The organism is Paenibacillus sp. FSL A5-0031 (genome assembly GCF_001956295.1).
In the GTDB taxonomy this organism is placed as follows: domain Bacteria; phylum Bacillota; class Bacilli; order Paenibacillales; family Paenibacillaceae; genus Pristimantibacillus.
The window spans coordinates 76,891-94,180 of record NZ_MRTD01000002.1 but is presented as its reverse complement, the minus strand read 5'-3'; the positions used below and the strand labels follow the sequence as shown (position 1 = coordinate 94,180).

The 17,290-nt window shown below is 42.8% G+C and carries 17 protein-coding genes and 1 riboswitch; all 17 genes read left to right on the top strand.

Annotated elements, in window-relative coordinates; all coding sequences use genetic code 11:
• Positions 1-26: 26 nt before the first annotated feature.
• Positions 27-110, bottom strand: a riboswitch (cyclic di-GMP riboswitch).
• A gap of 245 nt (positions 111-355) precedes the next feature.
• The 17 genes from BK120_RS03955 (at position 356) to neuB (ending at position 17,035) form a co-directional block, all read left to right on the top strand.
• Positions 356-817, top strand: coding sequence for a glycosyltransferase family 2 protein (locus tag BK120_RS03955; RefSeq protein WP_076266203.1), 462 nt, complete (start codon positions 356-358; stop codon positions 815-817).
• A gap of 194 nt (positions 818-1,011) precedes the next feature.
• Positions 1,012-3,255 carry an ATP-dependent helicase ComFA gene (locus BK120_RS03950; RefSeq protein ID WP_076266202.1) on the top strand — a complete coding sequence of 748 codons (2,244 nt, stop codon included), beginning with the start codon at positions 1,012-1,014 and terminating at the stop codon, positions 3,253-3,255.
• The gene (locus BK120_RS03945; RefSeq protein WP_076266201.1) at positions 3,252-4,136 is read left to right on the top strand and encodes a ComFC family protein; all 885 of its coding nucleotides are present in this window, start codon (positions 3,252-3,254) and stop codon (positions 4,134-4,136) included. The genes BK120_RS03950 and BK120_RS03945 overlap by 4 nt, the downstream gene beginning before the upstream one ends.
• Positions 4,137-4,250: 114 nt before the next feature.
• Positions 4,251-4,667: a TIGR03826 family flagellar region protein gene (locus tag BK120_RS03940; RefSeq protein WP_076266200.1), complete on the top strand. Its 417-nt coding sequence runs from the start codon at positions 4,251-4,253 to the stop codon at positions 4,665-4,667.
• 108 nt (positions 4,668-4,775) lie between these two features.
• Positions 4,776-5,042, top strand: coding sequence for a flagellar biosynthesis anti-sigma factor FlgM (gene flgM, locus BK120_RS03935; protein WP_076266199.1), 267 nt, complete (start codon positions 4,776-4,778; stop codon positions 5,040-5,042).
• Positions 5,043-5,050: 8 nt separating this feature from the next.
• Positions 5,051-5,554: a flagellar protein FlgN gene (locus BK120_RS03930; protein WP_076266198.1), complete on the top strand. Its 504-nt coding sequence runs from the start codon at positions 5,051-5,053 to the stop codon at positions 5,552-5,554.
• A 19-nt stretch (positions 5,555-5,573) separates the two neighbouring features.
• Complete coding sequence (gene flgK / locus BK120_RS03925; RefSeq protein ID WP_076266197.1) at positions 5,574-7,133, top strand: flagellar hook-associated protein FlgK; 1,560 nt, start codon at positions 5,574-5,576, stop codon at positions 7,131-7,133.
• 18 nt (positions 7,134-7,151) lie between these two features.
• Positions 7,152-8,123, top strand: a complete 972-nt coding sequence (flgL, locus tag BK120_RS03920; RefSeq protein ID WP_076266196.1) for a flagellar hook-associated protein FlgL — start codon at positions 7,152-7,154, stop codon at positions 8,121-8,123.
• 12 nt (positions 8,124-8,135) lie between these two features.
• On the top strand, positions 8,136-8,702 hold the full coding sequence (locus tag BK120_RS03915) for a DUF6470 family protein (RefSeq protein ID WP_076266195.1): 567 nt from the start codon (positions 8,136-8,138) through the stop codon (positions 8,700-8,702).
• A 99-nt stretch (positions 8,703-8,801) separates the two neighbouring features.
• Positions 8,802-9,194: a flagellar assembly protein FliW gene (gene fliW, locus BK120_RS03910; RefSeq protein WP_076266194.1), complete on the top strand. Its 393-nt coding sequence runs from the start codon at positions 8,802-8,804 to the stop codon at positions 9,192-9,194.
• A 15-nt stretch (positions 9,195-9,209) separates the two neighbouring features.
• Positions 9,210-9,434, top strand: coding sequence for a carbon storage regulator CsrA (gene csrA / locus BK120_RS03905; protein ID WP_076266193.1), 225 nt, complete (start codon positions 9,210-9,212; stop codon positions 9,432-9,434).
• A gap of 139 nt (positions 9,435-9,573) precedes the next feature.
• The gene (locus BK120_RS03900; RefSeq protein WP_076266192.1) at positions 9,574-10,758 is read left to right on the top strand and encodes a flagellin N-terminal helical domain-containing protein; all 1,185 of its coding nucleotides are present in this window, start codon (positions 9,574-9,576) and stop codon (positions 10,756-10,758) included.
• A 117-nt stretch (positions 10,759-10,875) separates the two neighbouring features.
• Positions 10,876-12,648, top strand: coding sequence for a motility associated factor glycosyltransferase family protein (locus BK120_RS03895; RefSeq protein ID WP_076266191.1), 1,773 nt, complete (start codon positions 10,876-10,878; stop codon positions 12,646-12,648).
• Positions 12,649-12,668: 20 nt separating this feature from the next.
• On the top strand, positions 12,669-13,670 hold the full coding sequence (locus BK120_RS03890; RefSeq protein WP_076266190.1) for an NAD-dependent 4,6-dehydratase LegB: 1,002 nt from the start codon (positions 12,669-12,671) through the stop codon (positions 13,668-13,670).
• Positions 13,667-14,842: a LegC family aminotransferase gene (locus BK120_RS03885; protein WP_076266189.1), complete on the top strand. Its 1,176-nt coding sequence runs from the start codon at positions 13,667-13,669 to the stop codon at positions 14,840-14,842. Before BK120_RS03890 ends, BK120_RS03885 begins: the two co-directional genes overlap by 4 nt.
• 52 nt (positions 14,843-14,894) lie before the next feature.
• Positions 14,895-15,959 carry a UDP-N-acetylglucosamine 2-epimerase gene (gene neuC, locus BK120_RS03880; protein WP_256710790.1) on the top strand — a complete coding sequence of 355 codons (1,065 nt, stop codon included), beginning with the start codon at positions 14,895-14,897 and terminating at the stop codon, positions 15,957-15,959.
• Complete coding sequence (gene neuB, locus BK120_RS03875) at positions 15,956-17,035, top strand: N-acetylneuraminate synthase (RefSeq protein ID WP_076266187.1); 1,080 nt, start codon at positions 15,956-15,958, stop codon at positions 17,033-17,035. The genes neuC and neuB overlap by 4 nt, the downstream gene beginning before the upstream one ends.
• The last annotated feature ends 255 nt before the right edge of the window (positions 17,036-17,290 follow it).

The following is a 17,290-nucleotide window of genomic DNA, read 5'->3' as shown; positions in this document are numbered from 1 at the left end:
ACTCTCCTCTTAGATACGTAGTGGGGTTCCAAGAGGGCCGGTTACACTACTAGCTCCATATAATCCAAGTGTCCAATTGTAGATTATACTTCATCGCTTCCCTAGTTATTTTGATTGTGAAAATCCACTCTCCCTTTCTATATGCGTGCACCGGTTATATATGCATGCTTTCATATTAAAATGATAACATGTATTGGAAATTGCTCAAGGGTGTTTCTTTGTCAGAAAATGACTAATAATCATCATAAAGCAGGATATATTTTTGGCATAACACACATTTTGTCACCTTGTCCCTTGATTGCGGAACCAGTGGGCTCTTCATGGCATATAGTGTCACAAAGAGGAGGTGGCCGCCATGTTTGAACTTCTACTTCTTGTTATTGGCTGTTATGCTTTGGCTGCATTGTCGGTGCATCTGGCGTATCGAATTTGGCGAGGGCGCCAGCAATCCAGCAAGCATTATGTGCTCGTAGCTGACGTTCAGCAAAACAATATGGAATGGTATGTACGTTCGCTGTTTTCTTTCTCTCGGCGAATGGGGAAAAACGTTCGTTTGACGATCGTAGATCAAGGGGTTACAGAGGAAACACTGGCTATTGTTGAACGATTAGCTAGAAAGGGCGATGAGGTCAGGATTCACTCTAATGGATCTAATCCGTTGTCTGAAAGCGAAGGCAGTAAGCGTTCTCAAACAGAGGGTGTGGATGGAACTCAGCTGCTATGGCTGCTACAGGCAGAAGGAGTTGTGTCGCTTTCCGATCATGCGGTGCTAATTGATTTGCAAAATCCGACAGATTTGTCGAAAATGCCATTTTAGTATATACTCTAAGGTAATGAAATAGTCGGAGTGAAGCACACTCAATAACGCAAATGCGTTGTTGGGTGTGCTTTTTTTTGTTTACAGTGCTTGCAAACATCATTCACCTTTTGTCAGGGAAGGGAGAGGCCATAGTTAACATAACAGATGAATTATGAAGTCAGTTCTATAAAGTGTCGAGGGAGCGAATAGAAATGAAGGCACAATTGTATGTTGTGAAAGTGAAAGGCTGCTGGCAGGCTCGACTGACCATCAAGGCAATGGTGGATAAATACTTCTGGATGCATGGAACGTTTGGTGAAGCGGGATTCTTGAACAACGAGATCGCAGAGGAGGGATGGCTGCTAAAAGAAGAACTGCCGCTCGGGGATGCGTGCGTATCAGTGGAGCTTTGGGATGCGGCTATGAAACGTGGCAGCGTCGGCAGAAACGGTGCGAGTAAAAGCTTAAATGAAGGAGGACGAAATGCTGATTATGAGGCGATTGAGCTGTTGGCCGCATGTGCGGAGGAATCAAAAGCTGATGGGGCAGGTGGAGATGCAGCAGCTGGCGGGTTGAATAGTAGTAATCAGAAATCTAGCGAGCTGGTGAGAAATTATCGGAAATACAGTGGAGGAGTAGAGCAAGCAGTAAATAACGGCAAGATTTGTTTCGGGAGTCGTTGGCGTTTTTTGGGTAATCGAGGGAAGCGGAAAGGAGCGTTGGAGATAGAGAGGCTTTTTGGTTTAGTGGAGAGGTGGGAGAAGGTAGGGGGCGTTGTCGTTGGGGAAATCGGAGGAGCAGCGCTTGCGAATAATGGTGAAAAGCGTAGCAGCGCTAAGCGTGTGGGTGGCGAGGGAGCGCGAGTTTATAGCGCTGCAGAGCTGGGAGAGATCGCGGCAGGAGCGAAGCTTGCCGCGGGTATGCTGCAGGGACGTGCGCTTTTGCGAAGCGAGGCGCACGCCCTGTTGTCTAGCGCAAGCTGTCCCGGTGCCGCGTCAAGCTGGAGAGAATTGCTCCAGCTTGCTTCGCTGCTCGGGCAGGTGCGCCTGAGCGGATCAATCGCCGCCGTGGGTGGCGGGCGATTGGACGCTTTAGGGCGCCGCAGGCGGGAGCGCAGCTGTTTGCGCTGCGGGAGCGGCGAGGCGCAAATGCACCGCACGGCATGTGCAGCGTGCGGGAGGCACTGCGCCTATTGCATGGCGTGCATTGGGATGGGGCGAAGCCGGGAATGTGAGCTGCTTATTACGGGGCAGCGCGCGGGGTTGAATTGGACAGAGACGACGGTTCGCGGCTCTGGGAAGGGGTTGAGGCCGCTGACGTATGAACAGCGGCTTGATAAATGGGGGCTTAGCCCTGCGCAGACAGCTGCAGCAGCCAAGGCGCTGCAGTTTGTGGAAGAGCCGCCGATAGACGCGGCATCGTCAAAACTGGACAAGCAGCGCCAGATGAGAGAGTTTCTTCTTTGGGCTGTAACAGGAGCTGGCAAAACGGAGATGATTTTTCCGCTTGTGGAGTCTGTCCTGCTGCGCGGCGGGAAGGCGCTTATTTCCACACCGCGCCGTGACGTGGTAATCGAGCTTGACCCGCGTATTCGGAAAGCTTTTCCTAAAGCTTCAGTTGTAACATTATATGGTGGTAGTGAGCAACGCTGGGAAAGTGGAGATATTACGCTTGCTACAACGCATCAGCTGATGCGGTTTTATCAAGGCTTTGATCTCGTTGTAGTTGATGAACTGGATGCGTTTCCTTTTGTGGGTGACCCATTGCTGCATTTTGCAGCAGATAAGAGCTGTGCGCCAGGCGCTGCTCGTTTGCTGCTGTCTGCTACGCCGCCTAGCGAGCTGCAAAGAGCAGCAAAACGAGGGAAGCTGCCTCATGCAAGAGTACCTGTTCGATATCATCGTCATCCGCTTCCAGTGCCCAAGCTTCTACAAACGCCTACAGTAAAGCAGATGCTCCAGCACCGCAAGCTGCCGTCAAAGCTGTTAGCGGCCATGCGGTCATCGCTTGATCGAGGTGCTCAGCTGTTTGTATTCGTGCAGCAAATTGCTCAAACCGAGCCTATGGCGGCTTTATTGCGTGCTGCTCTTTCACATGCTGCTGTTGCGGCAACCTCTTCACAGGATGAAGGACGAACAGAGAAGGTTCAGCGTTTTCGCTCGCGGGATATACGAGTACTAGTCACAACTACCATTTTAGAGAGAGGCGTAACGATTCCTAAAAGCGATGTCTATATTCTCGACGCAGATGGAAGGTTATTTGACGAGGCTTCACTGGTTCAAATGGCTGGAAGAGCAGGCCGCTCTGCGGATGATCCATTCGGTCGTGTGTACTTTTGCAGCCATGATCGCAATCGCCCTCAGTTGCAGGCGGTACGCCATATTCAAACGATGAACCGCATGGCTCGCAAGCAAGGCTACCTGCTCCCCACACCCAAAGGAGGCTCGCCAAAATGAACGTCTCGCCAAGAGCATGGCTCCAGCGTCTACAATCCGCTTTCACCACATCCGCGCAGCTGCTCGCTCCAACGACTGCCGCATGTCTCCTATGCGGCAAACCGCAAAGCGAGGCTCGCAGCGCGAGCAGCTACAACCATGCGAAGCTGACGACCCAGCTTCGCAAATCCCTTTGCGGAGCGTGCCTCTCCGCAATACCATGGCTGACCCGCATCGCCTGCCGTAGATGCGGGCGCGGCATCCCATGCGAAGACTGCATACGTCGCCCGCATGGCGCATTCATATGCAACCGCAGCGCGGTTCATTATAATCAAGCGATGCGAGCCATGCTCGCCTTGTATAAATACAGGGGCAATGAGCAGCTTGCTCCTTTGCTCGGGGATATGCTTCTGCCTGCATTCGAGGCGATGACCTTTGAAATTATTCAACAATCTATCGTGGTAAGCAGCAGCCGCCGCAAACCAAAAATATCAATAGCAGACTGCTGGGATGCTATTACCTACGTTCCTGTAAGTGAAGAACGAGAAGCTGATCGGGGGTTCAACCAAGCTCAGCAGCTAGCCAGCCATATCGCGAGGCGTTTTCAGCTTCCGATTATGGAATTGCTCATTCGTTCGCGACATTCAGAGAAGCAAAGCTTCAAAACACGCTCCGAAAGAATGCGGGATACACAATCTCTTTTTGAAGTGAATACGAACAATTTGAGCTTATTAGCCTCTGAATCCCATAGCAAAAATCATCTAATTGATAGAGCTGTTCGTATACTTTTAATCGATGATATCTACACAACTGGAAGTACAGCAGAAGCCTGCTCTAAGGCTTTGCACCGTTATGCGGAGCTTCCGCTCGATATCTATATTTTGACTTGGGCTCGTTCATAATTCAGCTAGGCTGATAGATCTAATAATTAGATTGATAGTGAAAAAGTTAATGCTATCGATTAGAATGTAACTAATAGCTAGTATGGTTTTACAAAAAAAGGAGGGCTCAGAGCGATGAACCTAGATAATTGTCCTCGCTGCGGTAAGCTTTTTGCAAAAAACTTTAGAGACGTGTGTCCGGCATGCATGCGAGAAATTGATAAAGAATATGAGCTTTGTGCAAACTATTTGCGTGAATTTAGAGGCTCAATTATTACTGAGGTATCTGATGCTACGGGTGTTTCGATTAAACAAATTACAAAGTTCATACGCGAGGGACGCATCTCCATTATGAATGCACCTAATATGTCATACCCCTGTGAATCTTGCGGAACTCTGATTCGTGATAATCATCTTTGCGACAATTGTCGCAATCGAATTGAGAAGGACAAGAAGCAGATGTTCCAAGACATATCGCGAAAAGAAGATTTAAAAAGTGCTTACAAACAAACGGGCGTTTATAAAGGCTTAGAAAGATATAATGATAAATGATTTAAGTTAATATTTTGATGACTATAAAATTTCACTTGACTGAAGCCGATAATACTTGTAAAGGTAATCGGCTTTTTTAGTTCCTGTAAATAATGAGGTGGGTAAACAATGAAAATAAATGAGACGAATCGTATCGGAGCGCTTAATCCTTACCAGAAGCATTCGGAAGCTAGAGTAGGCGGAGCAGACAAGGCAAAGCAGAAGGACGAGGTTCAAATCTCTGCTGCAGCTAAGGAATTGCTATCGACAAGCAAAGCAAGCGGAGCGGACAGAACAGAACATATTGAGCAGCTGAAGCGTTCGGTAGCAACAGGCAACTATCATGTGGAAGCTGGCAAGATTGCCGAGAAGCTGCTTCCCTTCCTGAAGGAGTAATCCTCTAAATGAATGAGTACATCCAGCAAATCATCGTGATTTTGCAAGAGCTTTTAGACGAGCACCTGCAGCTTATTGAATACGGCAACGCGAAGACGTCGGCTATTACAGTGAACCAAGTAGAGACGCTCTCGTATATTTCCAGCAAAGAGAAGAAGAGTCTTCAGCGGATCATGGATCTGGAGCAGCAGCGTATCTTTTTGATAGGGAAATATATGCTTGATCAGAAGCTGACTGCCCATCGTTCGTTCAAAATGGAGAAGCTCATACAAGCTGTATACCAAGCGAATGAGAAGCAGCAGCTTCAGGCGATATGGAATGAGCTGTCGGCAGCACTTAAGAAACTTCAAGATATTAACGAATTCAATCAACAGCTCGTAAGGATGACTTTGGAGCATTTGCATTTTACGCAAGATTTGCTGCTTGGTCCGACTGAGGAAGAAGCGACCTATCATCGTGCTGTTCAAGGCATGGCCTTAAATCGTAATGGCCGATTTAATATGAAAACGTAACAAGAGAGGACAATATACGATGGCATCCACTTTTCATGGCTTAGAAACGGCAAGGCGCAGCTTATTTACCACTCAGTCTGCTCTGAATACAACTGGACACAACATTTCAAACGCGAATACGGCAGGCTACTCACGCCAAGTGGTGAACATGACTGCATCAAGACCGATAGACGCGGTTGGTTTCTCCAAATCTACAGCAGCTGGTCAGCTGGGTACAGGCGTTGAGGCTTCTTCCATCACTCGGATTAGAGAGAAGTTTCTGGATAATCAGTATCGCAATGAATATAAATCACTTGGTAATTTCTCAGTTCAGCTCGACACGCTCTCTAAGCTCGAGGGTATCGTTAATGAACCAAGCGACACGGGCCTTAGAACGGTGATCTCGAACTTTTGGAATTCGTGGTCAGACCTCAGCAAAAACCCTGAGAATGCGGATGGCCGCAAAGTCGTTATGGAACAAACGATGGCATTGGTGGATTCTTTTAATTACACAGCTAAGCAGCTCAGCGATTTAAAAGCTGATTTGACGGAAAATGTAGAGATTAACTTAAATACGGTTAATTCGATTACAACGAGCATCGCCCAGTTAAATGGCGAGATTAGACGGGTTGAAAGCTTAGGTGATAACGCAAATGATTTGCGGGATCAGCGTGACCTGATTACAGATCAGCTTTCGGGATTAATCAATATTCGCGTAGAAGACCAAGAGAGCGGCTATCGCATTACGATGGGCGGTACGGAGCTGGTGCAAGGAACAGCTACTGCTTCTCTGGATTCAGCAGCTGTTACTACAGCGGTTGCTAATGGTGATTTAAATAGCGGCGCTATTTATGGAACGATATATGCAAGAGATCATTACGTCGAGGGGTACATCGGAGAACTCAATAATCTCGTTCAAACGATGGCGAATGGCGAGTTTGAGGTTACGCTGCCTAAAGGATCTGTTTTGCCAGAAGGAACAGTGTTGAATAACGTAACCTATACAGGCACAAATCGTACACTGAACGAAGATACAAAGGTTACGGTAAAAGGTTTGAATGGTTTGCATCAGCTTGGCTATTCGTTGGCTGGACAAGAAGCGGGTTTGCCTTTCTTTACAGATGCAAACGGCAGTACTGCTGGATTGAATGCCGGCAACATCACGCTTAATCCTGCAATTGTTGCAAATTCAAATTTGATTGCGACATCTATGCGGGTAGCTACGAATGCAGATGGTTCAGAGTCAGTTATAAGCGGTAACAACTCTTTGGCTGTCCTTTTCTCACAAATGAGGGATACTCGTTTCGACTTCGACGCGGGGACAGGTGAAAATAAAAACACGGTGGATGCTTATTTCCGTTCTGTTGTGGGCCAGTTAGGTGTACAAGCTGCGGAAGCAACTCGTATGCAAGCGAATCAACAAATTATCGTCGACCAAGTTGAATCCCGCAGACAATCGGTTAGCGGAGTTTCGCTAGATGAAGAAATGTCCAACATGATTAAGTTCCAGCATGCATACAATGCAGCTGCTCGAAATATGACGATGATTGATGAAATTTTAGATAAAGTTATTAATGGGATGGGCCGTGTAGGTCTGTAAAACATGGAGGTGTAAGGGATGTCATTTCGCGTAACACAATCGATGATGAATACACAGTTGCTTCGTAATATATCGAACAATATGGGGCGTATGAACAACCTACAAAACCAGCTTTCCACGGGTATGAAGATCAATAAGCCCTCCGACGATCCGGTTGGTATTACTTTTGCTCTTAGATACAGGAGTGAGATAGATTCTAACACGCAATACTCCGAAAATGTAAGCTCTGCATTATCTATGCTGGAATATACGGACACTTCTATAGGTCAAGCGGGAGATATTATGCAGCGTTTTAGGGAATTGTTAGTTAAGGGCGCAAACGGGACGCTCGAACAAACAAGCCTTGACGCGATTAAAGTCGAAATATCACAGATGTACAATCAAATGGTTGAAATTGGTAATAGTCAATTTAACGGTAAACAAGTATTTAATGGGGAATTGACGGGTGATAAGCCTTATCCGACGCTGGGTGCAGACGGAAAAGTGGATTTAGTAGCTGATCCACCTTTGTTAAAAGCATATCAAGTAAACTCAGATACTGGTTCCATTAAATATGAACTATCCGCGGGTATGAAATTGGGAATAAATATAACGGGTAATGAAGTTTTTGGTAACGCGATATCTCCAAATGCAACTCAAGCAGAGATTGAAAGCAGTGACAACGTGTTCTTATTGCTTCAACGTGCACATGATATGTTGGGTTCAAGTGATCAAAAAGGAATTTCCGCACTAATTAGTCAGGTAGAGACTCGTATGAATACGATGCTTTCGAAGAGAGCTGAAGTCGGTGCAAAGGTCAATCGAGTTGATATCATTCAAAATAGACTAGCGGATATCGAAATTAATCTAAAAACGGTTCAGGCAAAAACGGAAGATGCAGATATGGCAGAAGTGATTACAAATATGAAAACAGAGGAAAACGTTTACCAAGCTTCCCTATCAGTAGGAGCACAGCTTATACGTCCAAGCTTGGTTGATTTCTTGAGATAGGTGGAGCTTAACATGCAAATTCCTCAGATTCAGATACGTACGCAGGATGCAGCTCTTTTTATCGATGCTGATTTGGGAAAACAACGAATTGAGCAGCCAGCTCCTACAATAGAGATGGAACAAATTCGCCCGGAACAGCATTTTCAGACGACAAAAGGAAGGCTCGAAATTAATCAGGATCGCGTTTATGATGCTTTAGCGCTTGGAAACAATTTAGAGACGATGAGCAAAATATATTCAATGGCTTCCGATATCGCTTTAAAGGGCATTGCACGTATTGTGCAGAAGGGCGATCAGATGGCATCGATTCATTTGGGAGGGAATCCGATAGCAGAGATGGCCAGGGAGTGGCAAAGAACATTTCCTGAGTTTGATTTTGTCGGGGAAGCTTCCTATGATAATATTGATATTGAATATATACCTGGTGAACTGACTATTGATACGACTCCTGGAAGAGTGAATTATAACGTGCAAGTGAACAAGCCCATTATTGAATATGAGCGCGGCAAATTAGATATATATATGAGTCAATATCCTAAAGTGGAGATTACTCCACCACAAATTGACCAACTTATTTAGAGATCGTTAATGTTAAAACTATGGATCAATTGCGTAAAACGCATAGGGTCTATAGTTTTTATTTTTAATAAAATAGTTATCCTATTAGGGGGTTATAATGTGAGTACAGAACAAACTAGCTATAAGTTTGAGCAGGGCATTCCAGGCTTTGAGCACTTGACTCAATTCATATTCGAAGAGGTAGGAGATAATCTGCCGATGAAGCTAATGAAGGCTGGTGATGAACCATCCATATCTTTATTGGTCGCAGACCCGTTCTTATTTTATCCAGAGTATGAATGGCAGCTCCCCGATCATGTTAAAGAAGAACTGGGAATCACCAGTGAAGAAGAGGTCGAGATTTGGTCTGTACTGACCATAAACACAGACTTTGCGAATGCAACAATCAATTTACTTGCCCCGATTATTTTGAATCGTAGAATGCTGCTCGGGAAACAGCTCATTCTCCATGATAATACATACAGCTCGCGTGCTCCGCTCAATCAAACCTAGGGAGGTAGAAAAGCTATGCTTGTTTTATCACGTAAAAGCAATGAGTCCATTATGATTGGAACAAACGTTGAAATTATTGTTCTAGGCGTAGAAGGGGACAATGTGAAATTAGGGATAAGGGCGCCTAAGGAAGTAGATATTCATCGTAAAGAAATATATATGGCTATTCAAGCTGAAAATCGTGCAGCAGCTATTAATTCTTTATCTATAGAGGACGTTACAAAGTTTTTTAAAAAATAATCGTATATTTAATTATAAGCTATAAACAATTGAAGTAGGATTCCGATAAATATAGTAGCGCGATAATAGAGCGGCCGACCTATTATTGTAAGCTTCCGCAAGGATGCGGAAATACGAAAATTTCAAGGAGGAAATACTAATGATTATTAACCACAACATTACAGCTTTGAACACGCACCGTCAATTGGGTGCTAACCAAGCAGCAACAAGCAAAAACATCGAAAAATTGTCTTCTGGTTTGAAAATTAACCGTGCTGGCGACGATGCAGCAGGTCTAGCAATTTCCGAAAAAATGCGTGGTCAAATCCGCGGTCTAGAAATGGGTTCAAAAAATGCTCAAGACAGCATTTCCTTGATCCAAACGGCTGAGGGCGCATTGAACGAAACTCACTCCATCTTGCAACGTATGCGTGAACTTTCTGTTCAATCTGCGAATGATACAAACACAGATGCTGACCGTAAAGAGCTTCAATCAGAAGTTAAGCAATTGGTATCTGAACTTGATCGTATCGGTAACACAACGGAGTTCAATACAAAGAAATTGCTTGACGGTTCTGCAAAAGGTGTAAGTGAGGCAGTAGCTGGTTTTGCTAAAATCAACAATAACTCAGGTGTTACAATTGCAACGACAGTTGCAGCTGATTTAAATGCTGCTGCTGCTACGGGCTCAGGTAAAGATGGCGCGTACATGATCGTTAAAACTGGTGGAACATCTACTGGTAGCACGTTCTCTGTTGTTGGACCGGATGGTAAAGCTGTTGGTTCAACAGCTATCGTAGTTGCATCATTGTCCATTACTTTCAGTTCAGGAAGTGGTATCTTCACAGCAGATCAAACGATTGCTATTTCTGATGCGACTGCTAACATGAAAGTCGGAGAAAGCATGACGTTTGTATTCGGTAAAGCTGAAGTTGCTGCTAACGATCTTGCTGGTTCGATCATGACACAAATCGGCGCAAATGCGGGTCAAACAGCATTTATCTCAGTTAGTGACATGCGTGCATCTGCTTTGGGTGTTAAAGATATTGATATTTCTTCTAAATTCGGTGCTGCTACAGCAATTGAAACGGTACAAAACGCTATGCAAAAAGTTTCTTCCCAACGTTCAAGCTTGGGTGCTATTCAAAACAGACTTGAGCACACGATTAACAACTTGGGCGCTGCATCCGAGAACTTGACTGCTGCTGAATCTCGTATCCGTGATACAGACATGGCTAAGGAAATGATGGCACAAACGAAAAATAGTATCCTTGCACAAGCTGCACAAGCGATGCTTGCTCAAGCCAATCAACAGCCGCAAGGCGTGCTTCAATTGTTGAGATAATCAATACGATTGAGTAGCAATAAACGAAAAATCCAAAAAATCTCTCGAATTTTTCGGGAGATTTTTTGGCATAATATAGGTTGTTTGGCAGCAATTTAATTATAAGGAGCATCCAGCATGGTGAAGACTCTATTGGATAAGAACATTGAACTATTATCTGCAAATCCTGGTCATTGGATTGGTCAGCCGGAAGAAGAAGATATTCAACATACGATTATGAATGATCAACAAGATCATGAATTTGATGAATCGAATAAGCCTAATCCTAACAAACGGGAACTCATTATATGTGTAGGTATTAATTCCATTGACGAGATTGAAACTGTAATTCGAACCATGAGCAAAGAGTCATACCTTATTATCGTTGAGCCTAACTTTTCATTTTTTCATCATGCATTATATAATCAAGATTTAGGGTTGTTTAATAATTCACGCGTAGTACTTTTTGCTGATGATTTGAATAAATTTTCTTTTTTCTTAGAAAATTTGTTTTCATCCATACTTGTCTATTACATGAAGAGTATTAAATTTTATTTCACATCGCATTACAGGAATAATGAGGTAGATGTAAGTATAGCATTGGTTAAAAAAGTAACTGAAACTGTTAAGTATAAAGCACTTGTATTAGGTAATTCGGTTGAAGATAGCTTGATTGGTTTTAATCAGACGATGACTAACATTAGTTGTCTGCTGAGATCGAAGGACGTTTCACATTTGAAAAATGCTTTTGTGAATAAGCCAGCGATTATTGTAGCCGCAGGTCCATCCTTAAATAAAAACATAGACCAATTAAAGAAGATAAAAAATAAGGCTATCATCATTGCAGTTGATACGATTTCCAGCAGGTTGTGTGATGAGGGAATTATACCTGATTTTATTTGCTCAATTGAGAGGCAAGAAGAAACGTATACTTATTTTTACCAAAATAAAGAGTATCCAATTGAAACTACCTTGGTAGGACCAATGGTTCTCTATCCAAAGATATTCGAGGAATTTAAAGGTGATATTATTGTCCCTATGAGGGAGAATGTCGGTGAGTTTAATTGGATTCGCGATGTGTTCGATGTCCATGGGGAAAATTATATTAAAACAGGTATATCATGCGCTCACGTTGCCTTTGGATTTGCTACACATATTGGTGCATCACCGATTGTATTAGTGGGTCAAGACTTAGCATTTGGAAGTACGACGGAACAGTCTCACGCGGGCGGTACGATTTATGACGATGCAGAGCTTACAAATTATACTTTCTCTGAAGTTGAAAAATTGAAAGTTGAAGGTTATTACGGCGATAGTGTAACTTCAACAGACATATGGATCAACTTTAGACTGTGGTTCGAAAAGCAAATATTCGATAATAAATTATTCGTCATTAATGCTACCGAAGGGGGGGCAAAAATTGCGAATACGACCCAAATGAGTCTTGAGGATGTGTTGCAACAGTATTGTTCAGAACAATTGCAACCGGTTAAGGATGTACTCAAGGATAAGCAAGCGTATCCGCTTTCTAAAGAACAAATGAAAACAGTGATAAAAGGACAAGTACAGTTCTTCTCTGAGATAAAATTGAAATTTGAAAACCAGAAAACTAATATTTCAAAATTAAAAATTGCTAACTCTCCTTCAGATAAAGAAATGCAAAAGATACTAACTAAACTACAGAAAAGTGATGCACTATACGGAATTGTAACGGGTAACTGGTTGTTAAGACACAATTTGCAACCTGCTTTACTTACAGCGTTTTGGAAGCTTTATGATATTGAGAATATTCTATCTTCAGAGAATTTTAGAAGAAACAAAGAAATACAAATTGAATTTCTTACAATTAGTGTTTTTGTCATCACAACCATTATTTCAATACTCGAAGAAAGCTTGAACAAATTCAAATAGTGTAACCGGGGTGAAGGCATTTGAATACATATGGGAAAGTACTTGTAACAGGAGCAGACGGTTTTATAGGCTCACATGTAACAGAGAGATTGATAGCGTTAGGATATGAGGTAAAAGCATTTGTTTATTATAACTCATTTAACTCTTGGGGATGGCTGGATCATTCCTCACATAAGTCAGATTTTGAAGTTTTCGCTGGGGATATAAGAGACCCCTATGGAGTTAAGGAAGCGATGAAAGATTGTGATAAAGTGCTTCATTTGGCTTCGTTAATCGCAATCCCGTATTCCTACCATTCACCGGATACTTATATAGACACAAATATCAAAGGTACACTAAATGTGCTGCAGGCTGCACGTGAGCTTGATATAGCTAAAGTGGTTCATACATCAACGAGTGAAGTTTATGGTACTGCCCAATATGTACCGATTGATGAAGATCACCCCCTGCAAGGGCAGTCGCCCTACTCGGCTTCTAAAATCGGTGCTGACCAAATGGCATTAGCGTTCAACCGTTCCTTCGAGACTCCTGTAGCGATTATTCGCCCCTTTAATACGTATGGGCCACGTCAATCTGCACGCGCTGTGATACCGACTATTATTACACAGCTTGCTTCCGGCGCGAGGACAATCAAACTAGGAGCCCTGAGTCCAACGAGAGACTTTAACTATGTACAAGATACTGTAAATGGGTTTGTTTCCATTCTGAATAGTGATAAAGCGCTTGGCGAAGTCATTAATATCGGAAGCAACTACGAAATTTCAATTGGTGAAACAGCTTCTATAATTGCGGAAGTTATGGGAGTGGACATCGAAATTGAAACAGACGAAATTCGTCATCGTCCTGAGAAAAGTGAAGTGGAACGACTCTGGGCAAATAATCAAAAAGCGAAAGAACTACTCGGTTGGGAGCCTAATTATGGGGGAATCGATGGGTTTAAGCGTGGTTTGAAAGAGACCATTGAATGGTTCGCAAATCCAAAGAACTTATCACAATATAAGGCAGATGTATACAATATATGATCAATCAATGGAAAAGCATCGCCCAGAGTATAAAGGACATTCACGGAAATGCACCATTCACTCCATTACACGAACCAACCTTTAGTGGGAAAGAACTGGAGTACGTAACAGATTGTATTCAATCGGGATGGGTTTCATCTGTTGGCAAATATGTCGATGATTTCGAGATTAAATTAGCAGAATACACAGGTGTGGAACGAGCTGTTGCTGTTGTTAATGGAACAGCCGCTCTACATATCGCTCTCAAGATTGCTGGTTTACAAGCTAATGATGAGGTTTTCATTCCAGCGCTAACCTTTATTGCAACCGCCAATGCCGTTTCCTATTTACAGGCAGTTCCTCATTTTATTGATGTTTCGGAACGGACAATGGGAATCGATCCCGTGAAACTTGAACAATATATTCAAGAGATTGGTGAGATGAGGAATAGCCATCTCATTAATAAACAGACTGGGCGTATCATTCGTGCTGTCGTTCCTATGCATACATTCGGACATCCTGTAGATATGGATTTACTAATTAATGTTTGTGAGCGTTATAACCTTATTCTTGTCGAAGACGCGGCAGAATCACTAGGCTCTTATTACAAAGGAAAGCATACTGGAGGGTTCGGGCTTGTTGGAGCCCTTAGTTTTAACGGTAATAAGATTATGACTACCGGTGGCGGTGGTGCCATATTAACCAATGACGTGAAGCTTGCTGATTATGCAAAATTCCTTACGACAACAGCTAAAATGCCACATCGTTGGGAATACCGTCATGATGAAATCGGATATAATTACCGAATGCCAAATATCAATGCTGCTCTTGGTTGTGCGCAATTGGAGAAGATGGATACATTTGTTGCTTCGAAGAGACGATTAACAAAGCAATATGAGCAATTGTTCGAGCCTGTTGAAGGAGTACAATTATTTGTAGAACCGCCATCAGGGAAAAGTAACTACTGGCTGCAGACGCTGTTAGTGGATGAGAGTAAGCACTCTCGTGATTTCGTTCTTGATGAATTGAATAGCGAAGGCGTGATGGCAAGACCGATCTGGACTCCCTTAAACGAATTAGCTCCATACTCCAATTGTCCAAAGTCGGATCTCTCTATAACTAACCAATTAAATAAACGAGTCATTAACATTCCATCCACTCCATTAAAAGGAGGAAATAAGGATCAAACGTAAAATATGTGTCGTCACAGGTACAAGAGCGGAATATGGGTTGCATTACTGGCTAATGAAGGAAATTAACTCGGATCAAGATTTAGAGTTACAAGTCATTGCGACGGGGATGCACTTGTCCCCTGAATTTGGTCAAACGTATAAGCAAATTGAAGCTGATGGTTTTGAGATCAATGAGAAAATAGAAATATTGTTATCTTCGGATACGGCGACAGGTGTTTCTAAATCAATGGGCTTGGCTATAATCGGATTTGCAGATGCGCTAGTACGTTTAAATCCAGATTTGATTATCCTGTTAGGTGATCGATTCGAAATGCTTTCGGTTGCACAAGTAGCACTAATACAAGGCCTACCAATTGCTCATATCCATGGTGGTGAATTAACCTTTGGTGCTTATGATGATGCGATTCGTCACTCCATTACAAAAATGGCAACTTGGCATTTTGTAAGTACAGAGGAGCACCGAAAACGGGTTATTCAGCTTGGAGAGACACCTGATCGAGTATGGAAAGTTGGTGCCCCAGGAATTGAAAATATTAAAAAGCTTCCTCTTATGGACAAAAAAGAGCTATATGCAAATTTATCACTAGATAAAGACAAGTCTTTTTTTCTCATTACCTACCATCCGGAAACAAATGGTGAGAGCGATGGTATTCATGCTCTTCTTGCTGCATTAAAGACATATTCCGATGTGCATTTAGTATTCACTAAAGCAAATGCTGATAATGGCGGTAGATACATCAATGAAGAGATTGAACAATTTGTTCGAACACATATAAATGCAAGATTAGTTGATTCGCTTGGTCAGATTCGCTATTTAAGCGCAGCAATGTATGCGGATATCGTCATTGGCAACTCATCTAGCGGGTTAATTGAAGCTCCGTATTTAGGGACTCCTACTGTTAATTGCGGTGATCGACAAGCGGGACGCCAGAGGCCATCATCTGTGTTCGATGCTGCACTGAATGAAGCTTCTATTATAGATGCTATTGAGGCCGCTCTACGATTTCAAGAACCTTATGATCATATATTTGGCACAGGGAATGTATCTACAAAGATTATAAGTATTCTTAAAGAGTTACCTTCCTACTCAGTTCAGAAGGAGTTTTACGATATATGAGCCATCAAACGTATATTATTGCAGAAGCTGGTGTAAACCATAACGGTTCATTTGATTTAGCTTGCGCGCTTATCGATGTTGCAGTGAGTTCGGGAGCAGATGCGGTTAAATTTCAAACATTTAAGACCGAGAATTTGGTAACGAAACAAGCGAAGCAGGCTTCTTACCAAGTGGAAAACATCGGTGAGGAGACTTCACAATATGCAATGCTGAAAAAGTTGGAGTTGTCCTACGAGCAATTTAATCAGTTGAAGTTATACTGTGATGAAAAGAAGATAGAATTTCTATCTACCCCGTTTGATAAGGAAAGCGTTGATTTTTTGGTAGATAAGATAGGCATACATATGGTTAAAATCTCATCAGGAGAATTAACAAATTTTCCTTTTGTTCATTACATTGCTACTAAACAAAAACCGATTATATTATCGACAGGCATGGCCACAATGCAAGACATACACGACGCGCTATCATTCATTGCTTATGGATTGGCATATCCTTCAGGAATTGTGGACTTAACCGCTGTCAGAGCATTTTATAAAACGGATGAAGCGAAAAAGTGGTTGAAACAATATGTAACCGTCTTACATTGTACGACTGAATATCCAACGCCATTCTCAGCCATTAATTTGACTGCGATGGATCAGCTAAAAAGCGATTTACAAGTAGATATCGGTCTCTCTGATCATTCAGAAGGCATCTATGTCCCAGTTGCAGCTGTAGCTCGTGGCGCCAAGATAATTGAAAAGCACTTCACGCTAAGTCGTTCATTACCAGGACCAGATCACCGTGCATCCTTGGAGCCTGAAGAATTAAAACAAATGGTAGCTGCCATTCGAGTTGTAGAAGAGTCATTGGGAGATGGCCATAAAAAGCCTACAGAAAATGAATTAAAAACCAAAACCGTCGCTCGAAAAAGCTTAATTGCTTCAACATCGATCAAGAAAGGCGCAACCTTCACGGAACAGAACATAATCGTTAAACGACCGGGAACTGGCATGTCACCTCTTCAATATTGGTCATTGTTAGGTACAACCGCTACGAAAAATTATAATGAAGATGAAATGATCAATGAATGATTAGACCGCTTCCACATAAGCCTCTCTAGTTGTTGGGGCTCAATTCTTGGTAGGTAATACTATTCAATTTTTCACTGTAATTGCCGATAATACATTAGTAAACACATCTTCGAGTGTCATCATGACTGGTACATTGGATTGCAATGTCACTATTTATAATGTGGCGATTGGAAGACATGTATGAATGGTTTCTGGGTCACTCGGTTTAAAGTCGGTCAATGATTATGGCAAAGTGTAAGGTGTGCCTACTAAGGA

Excerpts from the sequence above, each read along its gene's own strand:
- neuC (WP_256710790.1), top strand. The coding sequence starts at position 14,895 with ATGAAGGAAATTAACTCGGATCAAGATTTAGAGTTACAAGTCATTGCG.
- flgM (WP_076266199.1), top strand. The coding sequence starts at position 4,776 with ATGAAAATAAATGAGACGAATCGTATCGGAGCGCTTAATCCTTACCAG.
- BK120_RS03945 (WP_076266201.1), top strand. The coding sequence starts at position 3,252 with ATGAACGTCTCGCCAAGAGCATGGCTCCAGCGTCTACAATCCGCTTTC.
- flgK (WP_076266197.1), top strand. The coding sequence starts at position 5,574 with ATGGCATCCACTTTTCATGGCTTAGAAACGGCAAGGCGCAGCTTATTT.
- BK120_RS03950 (WP_076266202.1), top strand. The coding sequence starts at position 1,012 with ATGAAGGCACAATTGTATGTTGTGAAAGTGAAAGGCTGCTGGCAGGCT.
- BK120_RS03885 (WP_076266189.1), top strand. The coding sequence starts at position 13,667 with ATGATCAATCAATGGAAAAGCATCGCCCAGAGTATAAAGGACATTCAC.
- BK120_RS03940 (WP_076266200.1), top strand. The coding sequence starts at position 4,251 with ATGAACCTAGATAATTGTCCTCGCTGCGGTAAGCTTTTTGCAAAAAAC.
- BK120_RS03915 (WP_076266195.1), top strand. The coding sequence starts at position 8,136 with ATGCAAATTCCTCAGATTCAGATACGTACGCAGGATGCAGCTCTTTTT.
- BK120_RS03930 (WP_076266198.1), top strand. The coding sequence starts at position 5,051 with ATGAATGAGTACATCCAGCAAATCATCGTGATTTTGCAAGAGCTTTTA.
- flgL (WP_076266196.1), top strand. The coding sequence starts at position 7,152 with ATGTCATTTCGCGTAACACAATCGATGATGAATACACAGTTGCTTCGT.
- neuB (WP_076266187.1), top strand. The coding sequence starts at position 15,956 with ATGAGCCATCAAACGTATATTATTGCAGAAGCTGGTGTAAACCATAAC.
- BK120_RS03900 (WP_076266192.1), top strand. The coding sequence starts at position 9,574 with ATGATTATTAACCACAACATTACAGCTTTGAACACGCACCGTCAATTG.
- BK120_RS03895 (WP_076266191.1), top strand. The coding sequence starts at position 10,876 with ATGGTGAAGACTCTATTGGATAAGAACATTGAACTATTATCTGCAAAT.
- csrA (WP_076266193.1), top strand. The coding sequence starts at position 9,210 with ATGCTTGTTTTATCACGTAAAAGCAATGAGTCCATTATGATTGGAACA.
- BK120_RS03955 (WP_076266203.1), top strand. The coding sequence starts at position 356 with ATGTTTGAACTTCTACTTCTTGTTATTGGCTGTTATGCTTTGGCTGCA.